This is a genomic window from Streptomyces sp. NPDC030991, assembly GCF_055571235.1.
In genome coordinates this window covers 1-20,509 of sequence record NZ_JBVIFR010000034.1, presented here as the reverse complement: position 1 = coordinate 20,509, position 20,509 = coordinate 1, and the positions used below count along the sequence as shown (strand labels likewise).

Annotated in this window: 20 protein-coding genes; 10 read left to right on the top strand and 10 right to left on the bottom strand. The window is 67.5% G+C overall.

Features of this window, described 5'->3' with window-relative positions:
• Positions 1-125 precede the first annotated feature (125 nt).
• The 3 genes from ACZ45E_RS37335 to ACZ45E_RS37325 all read left to right on the top strand — a co-directional run bounded on the left by ACZ45E_RS37335 (position 126) and on the right by ACZ45E_RS37325 (position 1,848).
• Positions 126-485 carry a hypothetical protein gene (locus ACZ45E_RS37335; protein ID WP_468230248.1) on the top strand — a complete coding sequence of 120 codons (360 nt, stop codon included), beginning with the start codon at positions 126-128 and terminating at the stop codon, positions 483-485.
• A 412-nt stretch (positions 486-897) separates the two neighbouring features.
• Entirely contained in the window at positions 898-1,143 is a 246-nt protein-coding gene (locus tag ACZ45E_RS37330) for a hypothetical protein (protein ID WP_468230245.1), read from the top strand.
• Positions 1,144-1,650: 507 nt separating this feature from the next.
• Positions 1,651-1,848 carry a hypothetical protein gene (locus ACZ45E_RS37325; protein WP_468230244.1) on the top strand — a complete coding sequence of 66 codons (198 nt, stop codon included), beginning with the start codon at positions 1,651-1,653 and terminating at the stop codon, positions 1,846-1,848.
• Between the two features lie 190 nt (positions 1,849-2,038).
• Here the strand turns inward: ACZ45E_RS37325 and ACZ45E_RS37320 are convergent, their stop codons facing one another.
• The 5 genes from ACZ45E_RS37320 to ACZ45E_RS37300 all read right to left on the bottom strand — a co-directional run bounded on the left by ACZ45E_RS37320 (position 2,039) and on the right by ACZ45E_RS37300 (position 6,826).
• Positions 2,039-3,244 (bottom strand): hypothetical protein, encoded by a 1,206-nt coding sequence (locus tag ACZ45E_RS37320; protein ID WP_468230241.1) that lies wholly within the window; start codon positions 3,242-3,244, stop codon positions 2,039-2,041.
• Between the two features lie 363 nt (positions 3,245-3,607).
• Positions 3,608-4,138, bottom strand: a complete 531-nt coding sequence (locus ACZ45E_RS37315; RefSeq protein ID WP_468230239.1) for an SMI1/KNR4 family protein — start codon at positions 4,136-4,138, stop codon at positions 3,608-3,610.
• 169 nt (positions 4,139-4,307) lie between these two features.
• Positions 4,308-4,475, bottom strand: a complete 168-nt coding sequence (locus ACZ45E_RS37310; RefSeq protein ID WP_468230236.1) for a DUF6233 domain-containing protein — start codon at positions 4,473-4,475, stop codon at positions 4,308-4,310.
• Positions 4,476-4,659: 184 nt separating this feature from the next.
• Positions 4,660-5,658, bottom strand: coding sequence for a DNA polymerase Y family protein (locus ACZ45E_RS37305; RefSeq protein ID WP_468230233.1), 999 nt, complete (start codon positions 5,656-5,658; stop codon positions 4,660-4,662).
• 274 nt (positions 5,659-5,932) lie between these two features.
• Complete coding sequence (locus ACZ45E_RS37300; protein ID WP_468230231.1) at positions 5,933-6,826, bottom strand: aldo/keto reductase; 894 nt, start codon at positions 6,824-6,826, stop codon at positions 5,933-5,935.
• Between the two features lie 340 nt (positions 6,827-7,166).
• Between ACZ45E_RS37300 and ACZ45E_RS37295 the strand changes: the two genes are divergently transcribed.
• Together ACZ45E_RS37295 and ACZ45E_RS37290 are read left to right on the top strand one after the other, a co-directional pair.
• Complete coding sequence (locus ACZ45E_RS37295; protein ID WP_468230336.1) at positions 7,167-7,631, top strand: DUF2199 domain-containing protein; 465 nt, start codon at positions 7,167-7,169, stop codon at positions 7,629-7,631.
• On the top strand, positions 7,628-8,290 hold the full coding sequence (locus ACZ45E_RS37290; RefSeq protein WP_468230229.1) for a hypothetical protein: 663 nt from the start codon (positions 7,628-7,630) through the stop codon (positions 8,288-8,290). Before ACZ45E_RS37295 ends, ACZ45E_RS37290 begins: the two co-directional genes overlap by 4 nt.
• A 209-nt stretch (positions 8,291-8,499) precedes the next feature.
• Here ACZ45E_RS37290 and ACZ45E_RS37285 read toward each other — a convergent pair whose 3' ends face one another.
• Positions 8,500-8,904: a DUF6193 family natural product biosynthesis protein gene (locus ACZ45E_RS37285; RefSeq protein WP_468230227.1), complete on the bottom strand. Its 405-nt coding sequence runs from the start codon at positions 8,902-8,904 to the stop codon at positions 8,500-8,502.
• Between the two features lie 242 nt (positions 8,905-9,146).
• Between ACZ45E_RS37285 and ACZ45E_RS37280 the strand changes: the two genes are divergently transcribed.
• Positions 9,147-9,500 (top strand): hypothetical protein, encoded by a 354-nt coding sequence (locus tag ACZ45E_RS37280; RefSeq protein WP_468230224.1) that lies wholly within the window; start codon positions 9,147-9,149, stop codon positions 9,498-9,500.
• A gap of 325 nt (positions 9,501-9,825) precedes the next feature.
• The gene (locus tag ACZ45E_RS37275) at positions 9,826-10,446 is read left to right on the top strand and encodes a DUF6000 family protein (protein ID WP_468230222.1); all 621 of its coding nucleotides are present in this window, start codon (positions 9,826-9,828) and stop codon (positions 10,444-10,446) included.
• Between the two features lie 144 nt (positions 10,447-10,590).
• Here ACZ45E_RS37275 and ACZ45E_RS37270 read toward each other — a convergent pair whose 3' ends face one another.
• From ACZ45E_RS37270 to ACZ45E_RS37255, 4 genes are all read right to left on the bottom strand, one after another.
• Positions 10,591-10,956, bottom strand: coding sequence for a hypothetical protein (locus ACZ45E_RS37270; RefSeq protein WP_468230219.1), 366 nt, complete (start codon positions 10,954-10,956; stop codon positions 10,591-10,593).
• A gap of 47 nt (positions 10,957-11,003) precedes the next feature.
• Positions 11,004-13,148: an integrase gene (locus ACZ45E_RS37265; RefSeq protein ID WP_468230217.1), complete on the bottom strand. Its 2,145-nt coding sequence runs from the start codon at positions 13,146-13,148 to the stop codon at positions 11,004-11,006.
• Complete coding sequence (locus ACZ45E_RS37260; protein WP_468230214.1) at positions 13,145-14,818, bottom strand: hypothetical protein; 1,674 nt, start codon at positions 14,816-14,818, stop codon at positions 13,145-13,147. The genes ACZ45E_RS37265 and ACZ45E_RS37260 overlap by 4 nt, the downstream gene beginning before the upstream one ends.
• 62 nt (positions 14,819-14,880) lie before the next feature.
• A complete protein-coding gene (locus ACZ45E_RS37255) occupies positions 14,881-16,416 on the bottom strand; it encodes an integrase (RefSeq protein ID WP_468230211.1) in 1,536 nt (511 codons plus the stop codon).
• Positions 16,417-16,578: 162 nt separating this feature from the next.
• Here ACZ45E_RS37255 and ACZ45E_RS37250 point away from each other — a divergent pair, with 162 nt between their 5' ends.
• The 3 genes from ACZ45E_RS37250 (at position 16,579) to ACZ45E_RS37240 (ending at position 20,056) form a co-directional block, all read left to right on the top strand.
• Positions 16,579-17,364, top strand: coding sequence for a hypothetical protein (locus ACZ45E_RS37250; RefSeq protein ID WP_468230208.1), 786 nt, complete (start codon positions 16,579-16,581; stop codon positions 17,362-17,364).
• Positions 17,365-18,978: 1,614 nt separating this feature from the next.
• Entirely contained in the window at positions 18,979-19,332 is a 354-nt protein-coding gene (locus ACZ45E_RS37245) for a hypothetical protein (protein WP_468230207.1), read from the top strand.
• A gap of 10 nt (positions 19,333-19,342) precedes the next feature.
• Positions 19,343-20,056, top strand: a complete 714-nt coding sequence (locus ACZ45E_RS37240; protein ID WP_468230204.1) for a hypothetical protein — start codon at positions 19,343-19,345, stop codon at positions 20,054-20,056.
• The last annotated feature ends 453 nt before the right edge of the window (positions 20,057-20,509 follow it).

Genomic DNA, 20,509 nt, shown 5'->3' with positions numbered 1-20,509 from the left:
CGATTGATCTTGGAATGTGCCTGTGTCATATCAGTCCCTCGGCGGGGTTATCGCAGGCGCGGGGCCGTACCCGGACCGTTGGCACACGGGTTAGGTCGATCATGCGAACTGTGATCAAGGCTGGCATGGCCGCAGCGTCTGCTGTCCTGCTGCTGGCTCCGGTGTCGTCGGCGTCCGCGCCGATGAGCGGGAGTGACACCGACGGGGCGTTGTCGATCTCGGTGGAGGGCCGGGGGCTGCATGTCGACCGAATCTCTGTGAATGCCGAGAAGTACCGCCGGGGCGAGAAGTTCCGTGTGTACGCGCACACCGGTTCGTCGCCGTGGAACGTGACCCGGTGGAAGCGGGCGCAGCCCATCTCAGCGCTGGGCACGCGATTGTCGATGGCGTCGTGGAAGGTCAACCGGCGGTTCTCCCACGGCACATGGCTGTGCGCGATGGCGACGAAGACCAGTGGGAATCCGTGCATCAGGGTCCACCGGTGAGGGTGGTGCTGCTCGGCTACGAGCCGCGGGCCGTGTGGGCGGACGTCGTCCGTCTGGTCCGCGCGCTCGCCGGCCGCAACGACGCCGACCGGTGACCCAGGCCTGGCGGATCGATTCGCCAGGCCGCGCGCCGCCGCTGTTCCTTCAGATGAGTGAACTCTGCGACACACAATCCCTGCATCCGGGGCCGACGCTGATGTTCCAGCGTGTGCGGCGAGCATGGCCGTCACGAGGTGTCCCAGCCAGCGCCCCACGGGTGCCGGGGCCGACCCTGGCGCCCACGCCGGCCGGGACTCCGAGAGCGTAGCGGCCGGCAGGCCCGACTACTGCGGTCCTTGAGAATGGACCGGTCGCCCTGTTTTTGAACTGTAAGAGCCTCTTCGGCTCTCTTGTCTCGACTACCCTCCGTTTAATGACGATTGACCATGAGTCGCTGGCCCGAGATTTGTTTGCCCGGACGGAACAGGCGGTCGAATCCGTGGCCCACCTCACGGTAGACAGCCAGATCACATTCAAGATCGATGACATCGTGGATGCGGTTGAGCGCGCATTGCCCGCTGGCTATCCCGCGCCGACGATGGGTGCTACGACACGGCGTGACGTCATCGTGCAGATGGCGCGGGACATCTTGAGCGGGGAGATGTACAAAGACGTGTGATCCGTTCGCGGAACGGTCACCGTGACCGTTCCGCGAACGCCAACTCGTTGTACCCGGTTCGGACTGATGGCCTGCTCTGCTGAAACGAGGTTCAGAAACAGGCGAGCAGCACCGCTTGGCTGCTGCCTCCGGCGACACTGGACGCATAGTTCGCAGACGGGCTCGTGCGCCATATGCCAGCAGACGGCCGTGAAGTACGGCTCCAACGCCAGTCCGCCGTGCCGCGCCTGTCTGGCTCCGGTCCACGCCCGGCAGGTCAAGACGAAGGCCTAGCGGAAGAGGCAACGTGAGACATCCCCAACTCCCTTCGCGTGGAGTGGAGTTGTCCTGAGACTGGTCTCATGACCAGTGAACTTTCGGGCTTCCGGTCCCCGCATGCCCTCATCCAGACTGTGATCACCAGCTGTGGCGACGGACACCACGACGCACCCCGTGGTGACGCCCTGCGGGTGGATACCCGCCCGCTCCGCAACCCCCCCCCCGTGTGACCCGTCCGTCCGTGACCGGATGCTTCACTCCACGGGCCTGGACCCCGAGGTACGTGCCTACGTCCTCAGCTCGCCCGGCGCCGACGTCCTGGTGCAGCGCAGTACCCGCCGCGCGCTCGCACTGCTCGACCAGGCGACAGACGGCCGACGCGTCGACATCCATGTCCTGTGCGGGGGCGGTCTCTGGCCACAAGGAACTGTTGCTGGTCATCCATGAATTCCGGACCGAGTTGGAGAGGCGCACCGACAGCACCACCTACCGCAGCCCCGCCCGGAGCCTGCCCACCAGGGCCTGAAGGGCGAGGCGACATGGCTGTTGAGCGCGTCCTGTGAACGAGTCTTGTAGTCGACCCGTCCTGCCAGCTCCACGCTCAGCTTCAGTCTCCTCCGCCGTCACGCAGGCAGTTTCAGCTCAGGAGAGGATTGCCCCTGAGGTTTGCTTCCCCGCACGGCCAGGGGCCCTCGGCCAGGGGCCCCAGTGGTGTACGGAAGACCAGGACCTCGTTGTCCAGGGGGACGACGACACTGCCTTCGCTCAGCAGTAGCGCACGACCGATAACCGCTCGGCTGTCATCCATGGCGAACAGCTCGTGTCCAGCGAGGTCCGTGTCCACAGCGAGCAGCTTGCCGTCTCGCCAGAACACCGCGGTTCCCTCGCAGTCCATCGCGGGGTAGGAGGTGTAGTAACCCGTCAGCGGCGGCCCGTCCACAAGGCTGTTGTCCGGTGCGAGCCGCCGGAAGCGTGATCGCGAAGGCAGACTGTTTTCGAGCTCCGGGCCGCAGACGCCGCCGTTCTTGTCGACGAGCATTGCCCCCTGGCTGGCCCAGCGCGCGGTTTCGACGCCGTCCCGGCCGAAGCGGCCGGTCGTGAAGGCACCGTAACCCTGGGATCCGAGCAGGAACTGGCCAGGGCCAGCTATCGCCTTTCGGCCTGTGGGAGCGGGAGCGGTGACCGAGATGGCCTCGCCACTGTCCAGGTCGAGGAGGAACGTCCTCCCGATCCCGCCCCGTGTGTCGGTGAAGCTGGCTGCGATCCGGTCGGCCGATACGAGCAGTGGCTCCCAGTGATCTATGCCGATCTCCTCCGGGGCCCAAGGTCTACGCGGCTGGATCTCCCCTCCGGTCCGGTCTGCCATCTCCACCACGCCCGGCAACGACACCGCACCGAGCGCGATCGGCGTGGACCAGAGGCACTCCCCCTCCCTCGTGTACCGGGCCACGCGAGGCTCCGGTACAGAGGTGGGTCGGCTTCGTTCCCTACGGACCATGGGGGAGCCGCTGACCCAGGAAATGACGAACCCGTCGTCGAGGAGGACGAATGCGCCGATTTCCTCGGCGCGGCACTCCGGGCGGGCGGTGGGCCCAGTGGAACCGTCTGGCAGAACACCTTCCAGGAGCTGACCGTCGCGGTCTGGGTAGGCGAGCCACAGCGTGCCGTCCGTGGCCAGACGGGATTGCGGCTTGCCTGTCCCGGGGTACGTCCGCTGCCACGCCACCTTGCCTGAAAGGTCGACCCTCGTGATGACGGTCGCCAGCGGACTCGGGCCGTAGCCGGTCACGGTCAGTGGCCCGGAGGGGTCGGATGTGGCCACAGCCCGGATCTGGCCCGGCATGGTGAAACGCGATGAGAGGGGCATGCGTCCGCATCTTGCCGCATGTCTCCGTCCGCAGCGGTTCGGCCCTCTGCAACGCTTGTCTGGAACGCTCAGGAGCCAACTGCAGTGCTCAGTCACACGTTCCTTAAACCGGGTGTGGGGAGCTACAGACGAGCCGTGATCGATTGATGTTCGGCAACAGCTCGGAATAGACGAGAGAGCTGGCGGCCGTCACAGGGCCTGCGCTTTGGTCCAAACCATCGGCCAACACATCCGTGACCTGGGCCGGGACGCCACGATCGAGCACATGCACGCTCATCTCCCCCGCGTGCTGAAGACGGCCGCCTCATGATCGAGTTCTTGGTCTGGAAGACACCGCAGTCACCAAGTTGGTACGAGGCCACCAACAGAGCCGTCACCATATGTGCTCCCCGCAGTGAGCCCCTCGACGAACGAGCGGAAGTCATCAGCCAGGACGAGCTCCGAGTCGAGGTCGGTCTCGAACCATGTGACCGAGGGCTCGCCATCTCGCCCGCAGGTTCGGTAGTCGAGCCCGACCCAGCAGTGCCCATCGCCGGAGAGCAGCACCAGCGGTGCTGGCATACCCCACTCCTCGATCAAGTACGGAGTGTCGAGCAACGAAGTCATTCCGGAGCGTCGCCCGATGCCCATCAGGTCGTCGAAGGGAACGTGGTCTTCGCTCCACGAAGTTGGCCGACTGGTGGGAAACGCATCGTGATCAGCAGCCACACTGCCGCCGTTTCGAAGCCGCAGAAGATCAAGCAGGGCCGAGGGCAGTGTCACGCCGAGCAGCCCCTCGGCTTCTCGCACCATCTCGTCCGTCAGAGGCTGCTGGACGCCGTAATCACCGTCACCCCAGAACGTCGCCATGACCTCGTCGAATCGCGCCATGGCACGCAGCCTACGACTCAGCCGCACTGGCCTCAGCTACAAGATCATTTCTTAGTCCGGAAAAGGTCGGTCACGGTCGCTGAAAAGCTGGCTGACATCCTGCGCGCGGCCGGGATCGGGGTAGAGACCGAGCATCAGCACATCGGCCGGCCGATCCTGCCGTGAGCCATCAGGTGAGGCCCAGGGCTGTATCCGGGCGGCAGTGCGGACACGGCGGCACCGGTCCGTGGCGCAGTGCGTCACGGCCCTGGTCGGCGGTGATCGGGCGGATGCGTTTGCCGGTCATGCGGCAGGTGCCTTCGTGGACGTAGACCGACGTGCGGCCGGTGAGTCCCATCTCCAGAATCCAGTCGGGCGGCGTGGGGCGGGCGGCCAGGCAGCGGGCGTGCTCCGCGCGGCGGCGTTTCTCGTCCTCGATCCACCGCCGGGTCCGGACCGGGCCAGATCCCGTTCCTGGACGCGTTCCAGGAACAGCAGCGCGGCCAGCTGATCGACGGGGGGCTGCTCGGCGCCCACGGCCTTCATGCCGCCTTGTGCAGCAGTGCGGCCGGATGGACGCTGCCGGCGCCGAACCGCATGTTGGCGCGGTCGATGGCCTTCTCGGCGCGCAGCCGCATCTCGCGGGTGCGGTCGAAGGTGATCTGGGTCGCGGCGGCCTCGATGCCGGCCAGGTCCTCGGCGCGCAGCGCGAGGCCGATGAGCCGGCCGCGCTGGAGGCCCGCACGGTCCATGAGCCGGTAGGCGGCGGTGCGCAGGTCGTCCTCGTGCGCGGACGTCTCCGCCAGCCGCAGCGTTTTCGTCCAGCGCCCGCCGGCGGCGAAGTCGAGTTGCAGGGTCAGGCCGCGGGCCACCTGCTCCCGCCCGCGCAGGGTGGCGGCGAGCTGCACGACCAGGTCCAGGAGGCGGGCGCGCACGGCGGCGCCGTCCAGCTCCTGGCGCTCGAAGCGATGGCGCACCGCCGCCGACAGTGGCAGCACCTTCGGCGTGATGGGCCGTGGGTCGATGCCCCGGGCCCGCTCATGAGCCAGGCGTCCGGCCCGCCCGCCCAGCACCCGCTGGATCGTGGCCAGCGGCAGCGTAGCCAGCATCCCGGCGGTGTGGATGCCGTAGCCGGTCAGCGCCGCCGCCTGCACCGCCCCGATCCCGTGCAACGCCTCCACGGGCAGCGGCGCCAGAAAGGCGGCGACCTGCCCGGGCTCGACGGCGACGATCCCGCCGTACTCCGGAGCCTGCGCGGAAGCCGTGGCGGCCACAGCCCACGTCGGGGCGAGACCGATCCGCAGATCCACCGACAGCCGCGCCAGCGACCGCACCCGGACCCGCTCAGCCAGCCGCAACGCAGGCACCCCGTGGTAGCGCAGCGCACCGCGCAGCTCGACCACAGCGGCGCCGGGAGGCAGCGCCTGGACGACGGGGGAGATCTCCGTGAGCAGTTCCAGCACCTCACGGTAGGCAGGCTCCGCAAGCCCCACGGGCACACGGACGTGCAGCACGCTCGCCACGGTGTCAGTCCTGGTCATCACCACTCCTTCCTCCCTCTAGACAGTACCGAACACATATTCGAACATGTCATGTGGCGGGCATCGCGCGACGGAGCAGCCCCGCGCGCGAGCCGACCGGACGCAGGGGAGGGTGAGCGTGTGGAGTAGCCGGTAGAGGTGGCGCTGGCGCAGCAGGTACCGGCCCTGCCTGAGGGCGCCGGCTGGTGGTACGAGCCGAAGTTATGGACTGGGTTCGAAGGTGTCCAAGGTCCACCGTCGTGTGACCAAGCGCCGTATCCGGTAGATGGGCGGGCTACCCCTCACGATCGAGGAGGGCCAGTTCCTTCTCGGTCAGGCGCAGGCTTCCGGCGGCGATGTTTTCTGCCAGGTGCGCGGGGTTCGTGGTGCCGGGAATGGCCAGCACGTGCGGACCGCGGTGGAGGGTCCAGGCGAGCCGTACCTGGGCCGGCGTCGCGTTGTGGGCGCGGGCGGCGGACTGGATGCGCGCGTCTTGTTCCTGGCCTGCGGCGGCCTCGCGCCGCAGGCCAGAGACCGCGAAGAACGGGACGAAGGCGATGCCCTGTTCCCCGCACAGGTCCACCAGCCCGCTGTCGTCGGCGCAGCGCCAGTCCAGGCCGTAGGAGTTCTGCACGCAGACCACGGGCGCGATCGTCTGGGCTTCGGCCAGGTGCTCGGGTAGGACAGCGGAGAGCCCCAGGTGCCGGATCAGGCCGGCCTCGCGCAGTTCGGCGAGGGCACCGAAGTGCTCGGCGATCGAGACCGTGCGGGAACCACCAGCACGCAGGTTCACCACGTCCAGGTGGTCCCGGCCGAGCTGCCGCAGGTTCTCCTCGACCTGGCCACGCAGTTGATCGGGGCGGACGGTGTCGAGCCATACACCAGAGGGATCGCGTGCCGGGCCGACCTTGGTCACCACGACCACGTCGCCGTACCAGGACGACAGGGCGCGGTTGATGAGCTCGTTCGCGGACCGCAGCGCTGAGAAGTAGAAGGCGGCCGTGTCGATATGGTTGACGCCCTGCTCGAACGCGCTGTGCAGCAGGCCGACGGCGGCATCGCGGTCGATCGGCGTACCGTCGGAGTTCCCCCTCATGCCGTTGCCCGTCAGCCGCATCGCGCCGTAGCCGATGCGATTCACCTCCAGGTCCCCGAGCTTCCAGGTCCCTGCTGCCGCTGCTGCGCTCACTGTGCTCCTTCGCCTGTCAGTACGTCAGGTCCTGGAGTATGGAGCTGTGGCGGTGTGCTGCGATAGGTGGATGGGTTGGGCGAAATGTCACGTCCCTGTCCGGAACTAACCGTCGCCGCACAGCCGTTGAACTTTACAGAAGAGTCCCGGTCGAGACGTGGCAGAGCCGTCCTGAGCTGAGTGCAGGGCAGGGAAAGACACTGCCCGTCCCGGCTCAGGCGGGTCAGAACGGCGTAATCGCCGACCGCGGTCCGGAAGCCCCTTACTAGGCTTCACCGCCATGACCAGCGATGCCGGCTTCACCTGTACATGCTGCGGAGCCCACCACCTTGAGCTGCCGATGAACTACACGGCGGAGGCGCCGGCGTTGTGGGATCCGGCGTTCGCCGCCGCCGATGACTGCCATCTGTCCTCGGACCAGTGCGTGATCCGCGGGCAGCACTACTTCGTCAAGGGCATGATCGAGATACCGGTCATCGGCAGCGACGAGGTGTTCTCCTGGGGCGTGTGGGCCTCGCTGAGTAGCGAGCACTTCTCCCGGGCTGCGGATCTGTGGGACACTCCCGGCCGCGAGACCGAGACACCGTACTTCGGCTGGCTCACCACCGAGCTGCCGGTCTACCCGGCCACGACCCTCAACCTGAAGACGCGCGTGCACACCCGCCCGGTCGGCGAGCGCCCCTTCGTCGAGCTGGAGCCCACCGAGCATCCCCTCGCCGTCGAACAGCGCACGGGGATCACCTGGGACCGCGTGCGGGAGATCGCGGCGGCTGTGCTCCACTTCGGCGACGGCAAGCAGCAGTGACAGCCGACGACCCCGTACCGCCCATCCCGGTCTCGCCCGACGGTCTGAGCCGCCGGGCCCAATGGTTCATCCAGGCAGACGGCATCCGTCTGCCTCGGCAGGACATCCGACACCACCCCGACGCGTGGATCGGTGACGGCATCCCCGCTGCCGAGATCGAACGGCTCGCCGCCTTCCAGGACCGCTGGGGCGGCCTCGCCCTCCCACCGGCCCCGTTCTACGAGGGCGGCCCGCGCATCCTTAACGCCGGCCGCCCCGAAGCGACCGCCGAGGGCTGGTCCTTCCCGGCGGGCGACTGCCGGGTGTCCATGGCCTACGAATTCATGATCGGTCCCGACGGGGCATTCGGCATCGACGCCAACCACTGGACGCCGCTGCACGCGAGCACGGACGGATGGGTGGAGTCCCTGGCGCTCGCCGCGCATGCCCGCCGCTGGGCCACAACCGTCACACGGCTTACCGGCAAGGCCGCCGTGGCACTGGACCTGGGCGGCTATGAGCCGGTGCCCGAGGTACAGGGCGTGATCGACACCTGGTGGCGGGGCAAGGACTCGCTCATCGCCCTATACAGGGGCGAGGCCGTGGGGCTCGATGCCCCGCAATGCCTTGAAGCGCACATCTACGAGGGCCTCGACGAGTGGGGTCTTCACGGCGGCTGACACGCAGGCGCGAGCCTGAGCATCTACTTGGCCAGTCGGGCCAACCAACCCGCTCAGTCACACGATTGTGACTGAGCGCCATAGCTAGCCCCTGAGCGTTCTTGTTGGCCCGAGCGAGCGCGCTATGTGGCCCGCGAGTTTGCGCGTGGACGCAGTAGTTGGAACCTGGCCACGGTGGAGGGAACTGGCGAGGTCAGCTCGCGGATCGGTCAGTGTCCGGAGAGGGGGGCGGCGGACAGAGCTACGGCGTCGTGGACGGCGAGTTCTTCCGGGGTGCCGACGAAGACGGGTCCGCAGCCGGGAGGAAGGCGCTCGACCACCATGGTGACGGACTGGGCCGGCGTCGCCGCTGGGCCCGCGGACTCATTGCGCGAGGGGCCGGAGACCCAGTATCCGCCTTCTGCTGCGGGCTGGATGTAGGGGATGTCCCACGTCCAGCGCCGCTCTGTACAGCGGCTGAAGTGCAGCTCTCCCATTCCGGTCCACGGAAACAGCTCGCGCAGACGGGGCTCGGCGTAGGCCGCTGCGAGCAGTTCCGGGCGGACCCGCCCGTCGGCACGAACCTTCTGCCAGCCTGCTTCGACGAGGGCGTGACCCGGGGGCGTGGTGTCCATAGGCCACATCATCCCCGTCGTGGGCCGACCCTGGTTCCAACAAGAATGGCAATGCGCCGCAGGTTCCGGGAAGCGTGACCACGTGCTCTTAACCCGCATGTCCTGCACGTCCCGAACCGCCAGGTCACCAACCCCCGCAGGTTCCAACTACCTTGTCCCGTCACAGTAGGCGGGCCTGAGAGCCGGTGGCTGCCTCAGCCCACGGCAGAAGGGGAACGGCCGCTACCTGCGAGAATCTCCAGATGAGCGGGAACGAGCTGTCCGATGTCGAGTACGCCTTCGTGCTCAGTGCGAGTGAGATCGACATCCTTCCTGGAGTCCGGGGAGACCTGGAGGAGCCCCTGGCGTCGGGGCCCGCGGCTGACTTGGCTCCCATACTCCTCGCACTTGTCGACCGTGGAATGGTCGACGTCTGCCGGTACATCCCGTGGACAGCACCAGATGGTGCCACCGGCTATCAACCGGGTCCCGCGATCCCGCGCGAGGACCTTGCCGACGTACTCGCCACAGCTGAGGAGTGGGACTACCCGGACGACTTCGAGTGGCTGGGCCGGCTCACACTGGTACTCGCCGAGAGTTACGGACGGGGCCGCTGAGCACGTCGTCGGCTACACCGGCACCCTGACGCGCCCCAAGCACCTGGCTGTGCGGCTCCCCGACGGCCGCACCGCACTCACCCAGACTCTGCCCGCGGTGCTGGCGCACAGGTCGCTGCGCACCTGCCTGTCGCCGACGGTTCGACGCGGCGCGAGCACCGGTACAGGTGGCAGCTACGCGGCGTGGCGCAGGGCCTGGTCATCGAAGTCGCGGCGGGTACGACGCGGCACCCGGTGGTGTTCCCTGTCAAGTTCTTGGGTTCAGAACTTCCCTAGTTCATCGAATGGACTGGCCCGATCGTCTTTGGCGAGGCAAAATTCTGTGGTGCGCCATGCCAATGAGGACGCCGAACTGCTGGACGTGGTCCGCCGTTACGTGACACCCGGCCGCCGCTATCTGAGGCTCGGCGGCAGTCTGCTGCGCCTGGACGAAACCGAGTCCGACCGATTTGCGCGATGCCTTGCCGCGGACGCTGAGCTCATCACCGTGCAGGAACTCGCCACTCTCCTTGAGGGCGGGTGGCGTGAGCGACGAACCGCCGCATGGCTCATCGCCGTGTCTCGCCGGACCGAGTTCCGCGAGCGACTTGGGGAACTCCTGCTGGCCAGCGAAGTCTGCTGCACAGGCTTGGCGTACTGCGTGGCCCTGGCCTCCTTCGGCACATCGGGCGATGCCGACCATTTGGCCACCTACCTTGATCGCTACCTGCGCCGCCCTGACCTCGATTACGACCAACTCGTAGCCATGGGCGCGCTTCTGTACATCGACCTGAACCTCGGCGGCCACAGGGCCGCCCGTTACCTGGCTCCAGACGGACTGTGGCACCAGTGGCTCCAAGGCAGGCCCAACAGGCAACATGCCAACGCCTCCGCCACCTACCTGAGCCTGATCCGCCGACTTTGTGCCTTCGCTGACGAATGCGCCGAACTGCGCCCAACGGGGTAGCGACACACGATCGGTCCGGCGTCATCCCCGTGCCACCACCGCGCCTCGACGCATCAGAGGAGCGGCACCCTAGCCAGGTTGCTGCTCCAGCACACACAGCGTGCTCGTGGATTCCGCACCTCCCTGCTGCGGGCAATCGCTCAGTCAGGTGATGGGCGGGCGGAGCGGGACGACGTTGTCGGCGGCCGCGGTGGCCTGTGGCGGGGTGCCTGCCCTCTGAGTGAGAACAGCGCTGGCGAGCGTGAGTTGGGTGACTTGCTGACGAAGTTTGTCGATTTCTACGTTCTGCTTCTGCACGGTCTCTCTGAGCTGGTTGACGGTTTCTCGCAGTCGCTTCTCGGTTTCGGGAACCTGTGGGGATTCGTTTCGGACGCGCTCGTAGAAGAGGTTCTTCAGGTCGACGTGCCGCTTCATGAGGGCCATGCGGTGAACGCCGGCTTCGGCGGCGAGTGCCTTGGCCGTGAGGCTGCCGTCGGAGGCGGTGGCCTGTCCGGTCAACAGGCGGTCCATGGCCTCGTGGATACGGGTGCGTTCGTCGGTGTGCCTCGGCGGGTGAGTCATGTGGTGGCCTTTGCGGGTCGGGCGGTGGCGTCGTGGGTGTCTGCGGTGTCGCGGAGCCGGTTGGCTTGTGCTGTGAGGCGGCGGCTCACCGGGGCGGGCGCCGAGGCGGCGAGTTGGTCGAGATCGCTCGCGCGTTCGCGCAGGAGGCGGGCGTGGGTGTCGGTGCGGACGGTGTTCCCGCATCCGGGCCGGCAGTCGTACTGGCGCGGGGCGTTCGCTCCCGGATCGGGTTCGCACAGTGCTGTGTCGCGTTTGAACGCGCAGATCAGCATGGCGTCGGGATTGTCGTAGAGGACGATGCCGTCGCGAGCGAGGAAGGCCGTGGCCTTCCTCGCGAACGTCGCGGAGACGATGCGGCCTTCGAATCTGGGTGTCTGGGCTGCGGCGGTGAGGGCCCGGTGGGCGGCGGGCCCGGAGATCTTCTCGCCGGCTGCGGCCTGGTCACGGAGCCGGGCTGCGCTGTCGGCGGCGGCCAGGGCTGTCTCGATGTCGAGGACGGAGTGCAGGCCGTTGCGGCTGCGGGATCCGTATCCGCTGGAGCTGCGGGCATCCAGCACGGTGCGCATGTGGCCGTACTGGATGGCGAGCGCGATCAGCCCGCCGGGACGGCGGGCGATGTGCCAGGCCAGGCTGCGGCGGAACCGTGCCAGACCGATGGCCCCGTGGGGGTCCTTGGGGATGATCTGCTCGGGCAGATCCCGGGCTGTGGCCTCCCGGTTCGCCCACATCACGAAGTCCCTGATCCGTTTGTTCAACGCGAAGTACTTCAAGACGCCGGGATAGCCGCGTTGCCCGGCGACGTCGTGGTGTGCGGCGCTCAGGAGGAGCTCGCCGGGAGGGACCATGCGCTCCAGGACGCGGATGGCGCGCACGACGGGAGTGATGGCGACCCAGGGGACATCGCGTTCCTCACCTGCCGAGACGTGGTTGCCGTCGTCGTCGGTGACGTTCTTGTAGTGCCGGCTGCGGATGAGGTGCCGTCCGGGTGCGCCGTCCGTGCCGGTTTCCGGATCGGGGCAGCAGCCGGACCGCAGCCCTTGTACTTCCTGCGGGCGCATGCCCGTCAGATACAGACACACGATGGCTGCGGCCGTTCCCAAGTGCCGCATGAGCTCGGCGGCTTCATCGAAGTTCATGTGTTCTCGCCACGGCCTCCCGGCGATCATTCCGGTGACCTGCACCTGTATCGGGCAGGCCCCTGGACGTTCCTCGACCAGCGAGGACAGCTGGTGCTCGGCGGTGAACCGGTCGATCTGGCCGAAGCTCGCGCCGGTGAGCGCGGAGACGTAGGTCTGGGCAAGGCGGCGCCTGCCGTGCAGCCGGATGGTCGGCAGCGAGCCGCCCGACCGGATCTGCGGCAGCAGAAACTCCTCCAGCGCGGCCCGGCTCTTGGGGGTGCCGCCGTTCGGCATGGCCAACGAGGTCAGGCGGCGCCTTTCGGCCCAGGCGGCGAGGATGTCCTCGGCGAAGTCCTCGGTGAACCGGATCGCCCAGACCAGCAGCGGGCCCAACACCTGCGGGTCCAGCGGCTGAGTGCTGTTGTCTCCCCTGGCTGAACCGTCGGCTGCGGGAAGGAAGTCGTCGACGCCTTCGACCTCCCACGGCGGCCGGGCCACGCCCGTGGGCCGCGCGCTGAGCTGATCGAACGCCCACAGATCGGACAGCCAGACGCAGACCCTCTCCGCGTGCCCGCGGGAACCGCCGCCCTCCCAGCGCTCGGACATGTAGTCCCGCCATACCTCTTCGGTGCAGTGGCCGAGGCTGGTGATGCCGCGCTCGTGCAGCCAACGGGCTAGCCGCATCCACTCGGAGCATGCCGTCTTGATGTCCGTGGCGGACCGCCGGGGGCGGGCCGCAACCCCCCGGCGCTGAAGATGGGAGGGCCGGAGCTGACCGTTGACCATCGTCCAGGTTGCCTGTTTCACCTGATCGCGCAGAGGCGCTGGACAGTTCTTCCAGTGGATCTTGACGAGTCGGGTGCTGGGGTTGTCGATGAGCGGGGCCAAGGACCAGATCATGTCGCTGTAGCGAGTGTTCGGGTGAGTGTTGACGGGGCTGACCCTGTGGGACAGCACCACGGGACTGTCCGGGCCGGGCAGGCCCAGAACGTACGGGTCGTTCTCGACGGCGAGGCTGGTCACGGGGCGAGGTCCTTCTTCACCAGGAGCTGGACAACGGTGCGGTCGGTGTCGGTGACGCGGGCCAGGGCCCCACGCCAGGCGGCCAGTCCGACCTTGCCGCGCAGGTCCTCCAACCGCTGCAGGTGGGCGGTCCACCCCTCGCGGAACGCGCGGTCGTCCAGGACCGAGCGCAGGCTCAGGATCTGCTGGTGCAGGTGGGCGAGCCGGGGATGGTGGCCGGGGTGGACATGCGCGTTAAGGCAGGCCAGGCAGAGCAAGAAGTCGGCACCGCAGCCTCCTTCGGGCGCCGGCCAGGGGCTGGCCTCCTGGTCCTCGCAGTCCACTGTCCCCGTCACCTCATGCTCCGGATCCGGGACATCGGTGACCTTTCCCCCGAAGACGGCGGCCTGGGCCAGTTCCAGGGCCTCACGGGCCCCGGCTTCGAACACGTCACGGGAAGCACGCTGGACCCGGCGGTCGGGCAGCACGTAGACGCTCTCGTGGGTGCCCCGGGTGTGCTGCAGCGGGCGGCCCTCACCCGTCACCGTCGTACGGCGGATCCGCTGGAACGGTGATCCGCCAAGGCCGTGATCGCCAGCCCATTTCTGCGCCATCTGCGGGGAGACACCGAAGATCATCGGGCCTACCGGCGCGGGGCGGTCCAGGTGCCGGTGCAGCGGGTCGCGCTGGTGGGCGTGGGCGGTCATCAGCAGGTCGTGGCCCGGCTTCAGGTGGCTGGCCAGGACGCGTCCGTGGGAGGTGGCCTCCAGAGCCTGGGTGATCAGTCGGCCCGCAGAGTCGGCTCCCGAATCGGTGATGTTCTCGGTGGAGAACCAGCGGCCCCTGCCTGCTCTGCGCTTCTCGATCTTGACCTGGTAGGTCACCGTGTCCGTCTCTCCGGCAGACGGTGTCGTGGTCGGCGCGGGCAGCCGGTCGTAGACCGACAGGTTCCAGGCGAACCTGTCGGTCAAGAGCACTGCCAGTGCAGTGAGTTCACGGCGTGTCAGAAAGAGCCTGCCCCAGGTCGCGGCCGGGCCACGACCGCCCAGCAGCCAGTAGTGCGTCGGCGTGGTGCGACCGCTGGGATGCGTGGTGTGGGGGACATCGCCGGTGCGGGCGAGGTGATCGAGTACCTCTCCGAGCCGCCACTCGCTGCTGCCCTCGGCCACGTCTCCCGCCCGCCACCTGCTCAAGTGACGCGTATTCTCCCCGATCCGCAGCCAGGCCGACCGGAACTGACGTTGCGCGGCGAGCACGACCCGGTCGCGCTCGGCCTTCTCATAGCCCTGCTTGCTGGGCGTCGGCCGGGGGATACGGGGGGCCAGCTCTTCCGCCACCGGGCCACAGGCCAGGCGGGGATCCTTGCGCAAGACCTGGCGGACCTCCCTCAGGGTGCCCTTCCCGGCGTTGGTGCCGATGTGTCGAACACGCCAGCTCCGCAGCATGGCGACGGTCAGTCCGTCCAGGTCGTCCGGTGGACCCTCCAGCTGGGACAGGAACTCGGCGAAGACCTGGATCTTGCTCCAGCAGGCCGTGGCCGACCGGTGGCTTGTCCAGCCGCGAGACAGCACGGCGAACGCCCCTCCCAGCGAGCGCTGCATCGGCCCGGCGACCGGCAGTTCACCAAAGTCGAACGCTTTTGGGTAGCCGGCCTGGTTGGTCACGGTCACCACGACGCTGCGACCGTCCACGGCTAGCGGAGACTCGACGCGATGGCCAGGCGGCGGCAGGACGGCTCTGCGCCCCCGGCCGCTCACGACGGCACCGCGGTGACGAGGGCGTCGATGTCCTGAATCCCGGCCGTCTCCCGCGCGAGCCGGGCGAACACATCGTCCAGGTCCTCGACCTGCCCTTCGCGCTCGTCGCTGCTGTCGGCCATCGCTAGGATCGACTCCAGCTGCAAATGCGCGACCGGCGCCAGGTAATGCCGCTTCGTGGTCTCGACGTCGCTATGGCCGAGGATCGTCTTCACCAGCCACCACGGGTCCCCATACAGCAGGGCGAAGTCCCGCCGCTCCGCCTTCGACAACCCATAGCGGGAGTCGAACAGGTCATTGAGAAGGATCAGCAGGTAGAGCGCCGCCGAGTGCCGCGCGGAATGCGGTGTGGCGTACGGACTCCTGCCCTGCACCTCCGCCAGCCGGAAGTCCCGGGTGACCATCCGGTCCTTGTCGGTGAGCAGGACCTCCTCACAGCGCCGGTTCGCAGCCCTGAACACCCCGTTCCACCGCTCGGGCACCATCGGCAAACCCTGTTCAGTCAGCCACAGATACGCGGGCTCCGGCCCCTGCGGCCCCTCCAGGAACAGAGTCTGCCGTTCCCTCCAGTCCAGCCGGCTCAGTTCCCTGCCGCCTATGACGCCGTTGCGGTCAGCCCACTCGACCTGCGGCCTCAGCCCGCGTGTCACCTGCGTGATCAGCCGCATCTCCGGCAGCCGCTCGTAGCGGCCCACGGCCTGGGCACGCTGGATCGCCCAGGCCCGCTCGGACTGGACGTAGGACTCGACCTGGCCGACCGCGTCGAGCGAGGCGTAAAAGACCCGGCTGTTCTTGGACCGCGTCACCGCTCCGGCGACCCGTCCATAGCAGTAGCGTCCATGCCTCAGACGACTCGTGGGCAGCTCGAAGACCAGCAGTGACCCGCCTTCTTGGCGCCGCAGAGCAGACGACAGCAGCAGCTGAACGAAACTCGCGTTGCGCATCTCCGTCCGCGAATCCCACCCGGGCATCGGAAGACCACCGCGAGTGTGGCCGCGCAGACCGATATCTGACCAAAGTCCCCACGTCCGGGGAGTCAGCCACGACACCCGTGAGCTGACCGAGTCCGCCGCCCGATCCTCCCGCCGCGCCACGTCCACCGGCAGCGGGCTGACCTTCCCCCACCGGAAAAGCTTGGTGAAGGCCGCCGCCTCCCGGTCCCATTTCGTCCCGCTGATCCGCTCCGGGTTCTCCGATGCCTCACACCGCCAGTCCCGATAGTCATCCAGGTCCTGCTGGGTGGCCTGCCACCACTCGGTGTCCCGCGAGGACAAGAACTCCAGCAACAGGCGCATATCCGTCGAGTAGTTTCGCTTCGACTCCCGCTTCATGTAGCGGAACGTGCTCGACCTGACGAAATCGAGAAGACCCGCATCGACCGTCCCATCCCGCCTTACGAACACCGGGTCACCCGGTTTGAGACCGATCTGCGCCACCGCCGCGGGCAGATCCTGTACCCCCAGCACACCCTCGCCGGGAAGTGCTCCCCATCGACCTGGATCCGGCACCCGGACCACTTGCCATGTACTCAACCGCGATCGCTCCTGACGCTTGAACTCACTCAAGCATCAGGGAAGTCGTGACTGTGACCCGTGTGTGCGATAGGCCGAATACCGCCAACCCGGGCAGTTCGAATGGGCGTTGACGGGCCTCCAGACTAGCGTTTTCGGCACCTGCCAGCCGAAGGAGCCCGCATGTCCTCTAAGCCCCGTCGTTCCTACAGCACGGCCACGATCGCAGGCCTTACCACGCTCGCCCGCGGCGGCTGCTACTACCCCGAGTGCGGTGCCCCGATCTTGAAGATGATCGAGGGCGAGCCGTTCCTGAACCTTGAGATCGCTCACATCCGGGCCTTCGAGGACAAGGGGCCACGTGCGGAAACCACGCTCGACACACGAGGGCGCAACACCTTCAGCAACCTTCTGCTGCTGTGCACGCCCCACCACAAGCTGGTTGACGGCCCTCGGCGCGAAGAGTTCACCGTAGAAATACTCGAAAGCTGGAAGAGGGCACGCGAGTCAGAGGGCGTTGAGGCGCTTGCCGGGCTGACCGACCTGACGGAAAGCAAACTCGCCACCATGATCAAGGAGGCACAGCACGAGCTCGTTGAGCGTTTAGAGCCCGCGCTAGAAGAATTCTCGAAATCGTTCCCGGACCTCGCAATCATGCTCAGAAGCATCACGAAAGAACTCTCCGACCCCCGAATCCACGGATTCGGAATATCGGAGGACGATATCCGCCTCCTCAGCACAGCATCCGATGGGCTGGGCCACCTACAAGACACCGTGCCACTCCTGCTACAGGCAACTCAATCCCTGAGCCAACTTCCTGACACCGCATCGGCCCTCTCAGATGCAGCGGATGACCTGCGGGGACTCAGCGACACAGCGACCCTGCTGCGCCACGCCGCGGAGCAGCTTTCCGATGCAGCGGCACAAGCACAAGATGCCGCAGCCAGCGCGAACCGCGGACGGTACTAGGAAAACAGCGTCGAGCTGGACAGACAGTGAGGCCCGCCCCGAGAGACGCGGGCTTCACTGGCCTGAACTGCGCCACGCCTTTCGGCCGGGTGGGCAAGGTGGGGGAGGCCGGACTGCCGGTGCGAGGGGTCAGCACATGTGCACGCCGGCCACGATGCCCTCGCCCTTGGCGCCGTACGTGCCGCATACCGCCTGGTCCCCGCGCACCAGTCCGGTGCGGGCGACGTCGCGGCGGGGACAGGGACGTCGGTTTCGGCGACGCGGTGCAGGAAGCGCCCGCGGCCACTCCCGCTGGTCTCGGCCCACCCTTCTCCGCCCTGGGTGCCGCGTTGAGCGGGGTCGAAGTGCACGCGGTGCAGCCATACCTCGGTGCGCCCCGGGGAGCCGGGGGTGCAGGTCCACAGGTGGACGTCGTGCCCGTGGCCGCTGGTGGCGGGCAGCGCCAGGACGTCGGGGAGGGCGAGGCGGAGCTCGAAACGCTCACCGCTTGGTGCGCCGGTCTCGGGCAGGTAGAGCACCCGGCCGTGCACGGACAGGTTCAAAGCCCGCTCGGGCTGCTGCGCGCCGTTGTTGTCCAGGGGGAAGAACTGGCAGGCGCGCGCCAAAGCCACTACCAAACGCACTACCACGCGTCGGCGGAGCTGCCGCGACCGGGCCAGGGAGGGCGCGCTCCTCGGTTGGCCCGTAGGAGGCCGCTAGGAGCCCGTCTGACCTGGCTGGGGAAGCCCCGGAGGCTCCCGGCGGGCCTCAGACGGACTCCCAGCGGGTTTGCCGTTGCGCCGCCATGACGGCGGCGCGCGACCGGAGTCTGGTCTGGAAGCGGTCCGCAGCGCGACTGTCGGAGTAGGGCTGCCGCCATGCAGTGGGGCCCCTGCCGACGACAGCGGCAAGGGCCCCACTCGTGTCCTGGCCCTGTGAAGGCTGGACGCTTCTGCGATAAACAGGTGAAGCCGATGCCCATGCCCGTGGGCATGCGATCGGCTTCACGTGGGTTGGTGCGCCAACACCTTCCCGTTTTCCCTTATGCGTCTTGGTTGGAGCCGTAGCACTCAGGGACGGACTTCCCCGTTCTCGCAGGGCCGGTCCGTGGCAATAACTGTGGCGCACGCCCACCGAGATCGTTTGTCTTCAAGCGGCGCAATATTGAATCAACCCAGGTCAGAGCGGTCTGCGTCGTGCTAGCCGCGAAGCGAAGTGGACGCGGAGAAAAGCGCACGTCGTTCAGGCCTGACGCGAGGACTCTGAGCGCTTTGGCCTGCTGGTTTGGCTCGCGCGACACGTACTCCCTACCGCCAGAACAGTGTCAGGTTCTTGTGGTAGGACCCTCGGCAGAGGCCTGACCTGCGGATTTTCCTACGGGTGTCGCGTCGGCCAGCCGCCTGCACCCCCACCATGGGGAACGTGCGTGTGCAGAAAGGACGCTTTGGCGCGTTGGTGAGCCAACTTCTCGCCCTTCTGTCATCGGTGCCGTAGAGGCTGCCACTCTGTGGGAATCAGGGTCTCTTCGTGCGTGGGGAGCGCCAACTTCCGCAGGCGCATGGAGAGATCAACGGTTGGAGCCGAGCAGTACCGTCCGGCGATCTCCTGATCGCCGGACGGTGATTAGGAGATCTCATGGGCAGTAAGCCCTCCACGGCGGCGAGCAGGACAGCCGTCATACCGGTGGCGTCGGTACCCGACGTCACCTCCGCGAGGACGATGACTACCAAGACGGTGGCCTCCTCGCTCGACGAAACCACCTCCACGACCGTCCGGTTCGGTATGCCGCACGCGCTCGTAATCATCGCGTGCATCGCCACCGCGGCGATCCTCGCCCCACCCGCCCACACCACCCGCGACGTTTTGCTCCTCATCGCGGGCGCCGGCCTCATCGGCGCCGTCGTCGTCGTGATGGTGGTGACCGGCGGCCACGGCACCGGCGGCCGCATCGGCCGCTTCCTGCGCGCCTATCTCACCTCGGGAAACTGAGGCGACCGCCATGGGACGACCCGAGAAGCCCGTGGACCGAAAAGTTCCCGCGCGCGCGAAGCTGGCCGACTTCCTGCGCGGCCTCAAGGCCGACGCCGGCATGACCTACGAGCAGATGGCCGCGAGGACGAACGGCGCGCCGTCGAAAGCCACCTTTGAGCGCGCCGCCTCCGGCGCCTCCGTCCCGGCCCAGGACACCATCATCGCCTTCGTCACGGTCACCATGACGGTCGGCGGTACATACCTCGTGAGGGACTTCGAGCCTATGCTCCGCGCGCACCGGCTATGGGTCTGCGCGCGCCGGGCCACGCGTGCGCCGTACTACGTCCACAAGGCGCCCGATCCCAGCCTCATCTCCACCCGGGCTGACTTCGGTCAGAAGCTGCGCGACCAGCACGTATGGGCTGGCTATCCAACTCCTGGCGAGATGGAGCGGATGCTCCGCCCCGGCATGCTGCCCGCCAGCACAGCTCGCCGCATCATCAAGGGCGTCACCCTGCCCGTCGACGTCACGCAGACCGTCGCCTTCCTGACGGCCTGCTACGTCGTTTACCCGTCCGACCTTGAACCCTGGTTCGACGCAGCGATCCGAGTTTTCAGCGACGAATCGAGCAGGAAAAGCGTCATGGAATGGCGTCGAGAACGCACGAGGTTGCTGGCTCAGAAGGACGATGAACTTGTTGACGATTACGATCAGGTAAGAGAGTGGGAACGAGCTGCTTAATACGGTGGAACACCGGGCGCCCTCGAACGGTTTTTGCCGCACCCCCGGAGGTTCTTCCGGGAGTGCGGTGTCAGTTCAGGATTCAGCCGGTCCCGGAAATGACACACGAGTCGCGAGGTATCTGATGGTCCGGCAGTTCTGATTTATGGCCGGGGTTTGGTGGTACGTTTTTAGTGCAGAACGCAGCGGGATCAGACGTTTGACACACGAGGTGGAGAGGGTGGTGTTCGGGTCCGGCAGGCGACTCCGCTCCGCGTGGCCGGGGCGGGAGCCCCGGAGCGGGGGTCGGTGCAGACCTGATCCACCAGCAGCCCGGCCACCCCCTCTCTCAGCTGCCGCTTTCGTCGGATTCGCGGAGCGGATTCGACACAGGCCGGATCGCGGAGCGAGCCGAGCCGCCGGGCCGCGGAGCGGATCCGGCAGGGCGTCACGGAGTGACGCCCAACTCCCCGA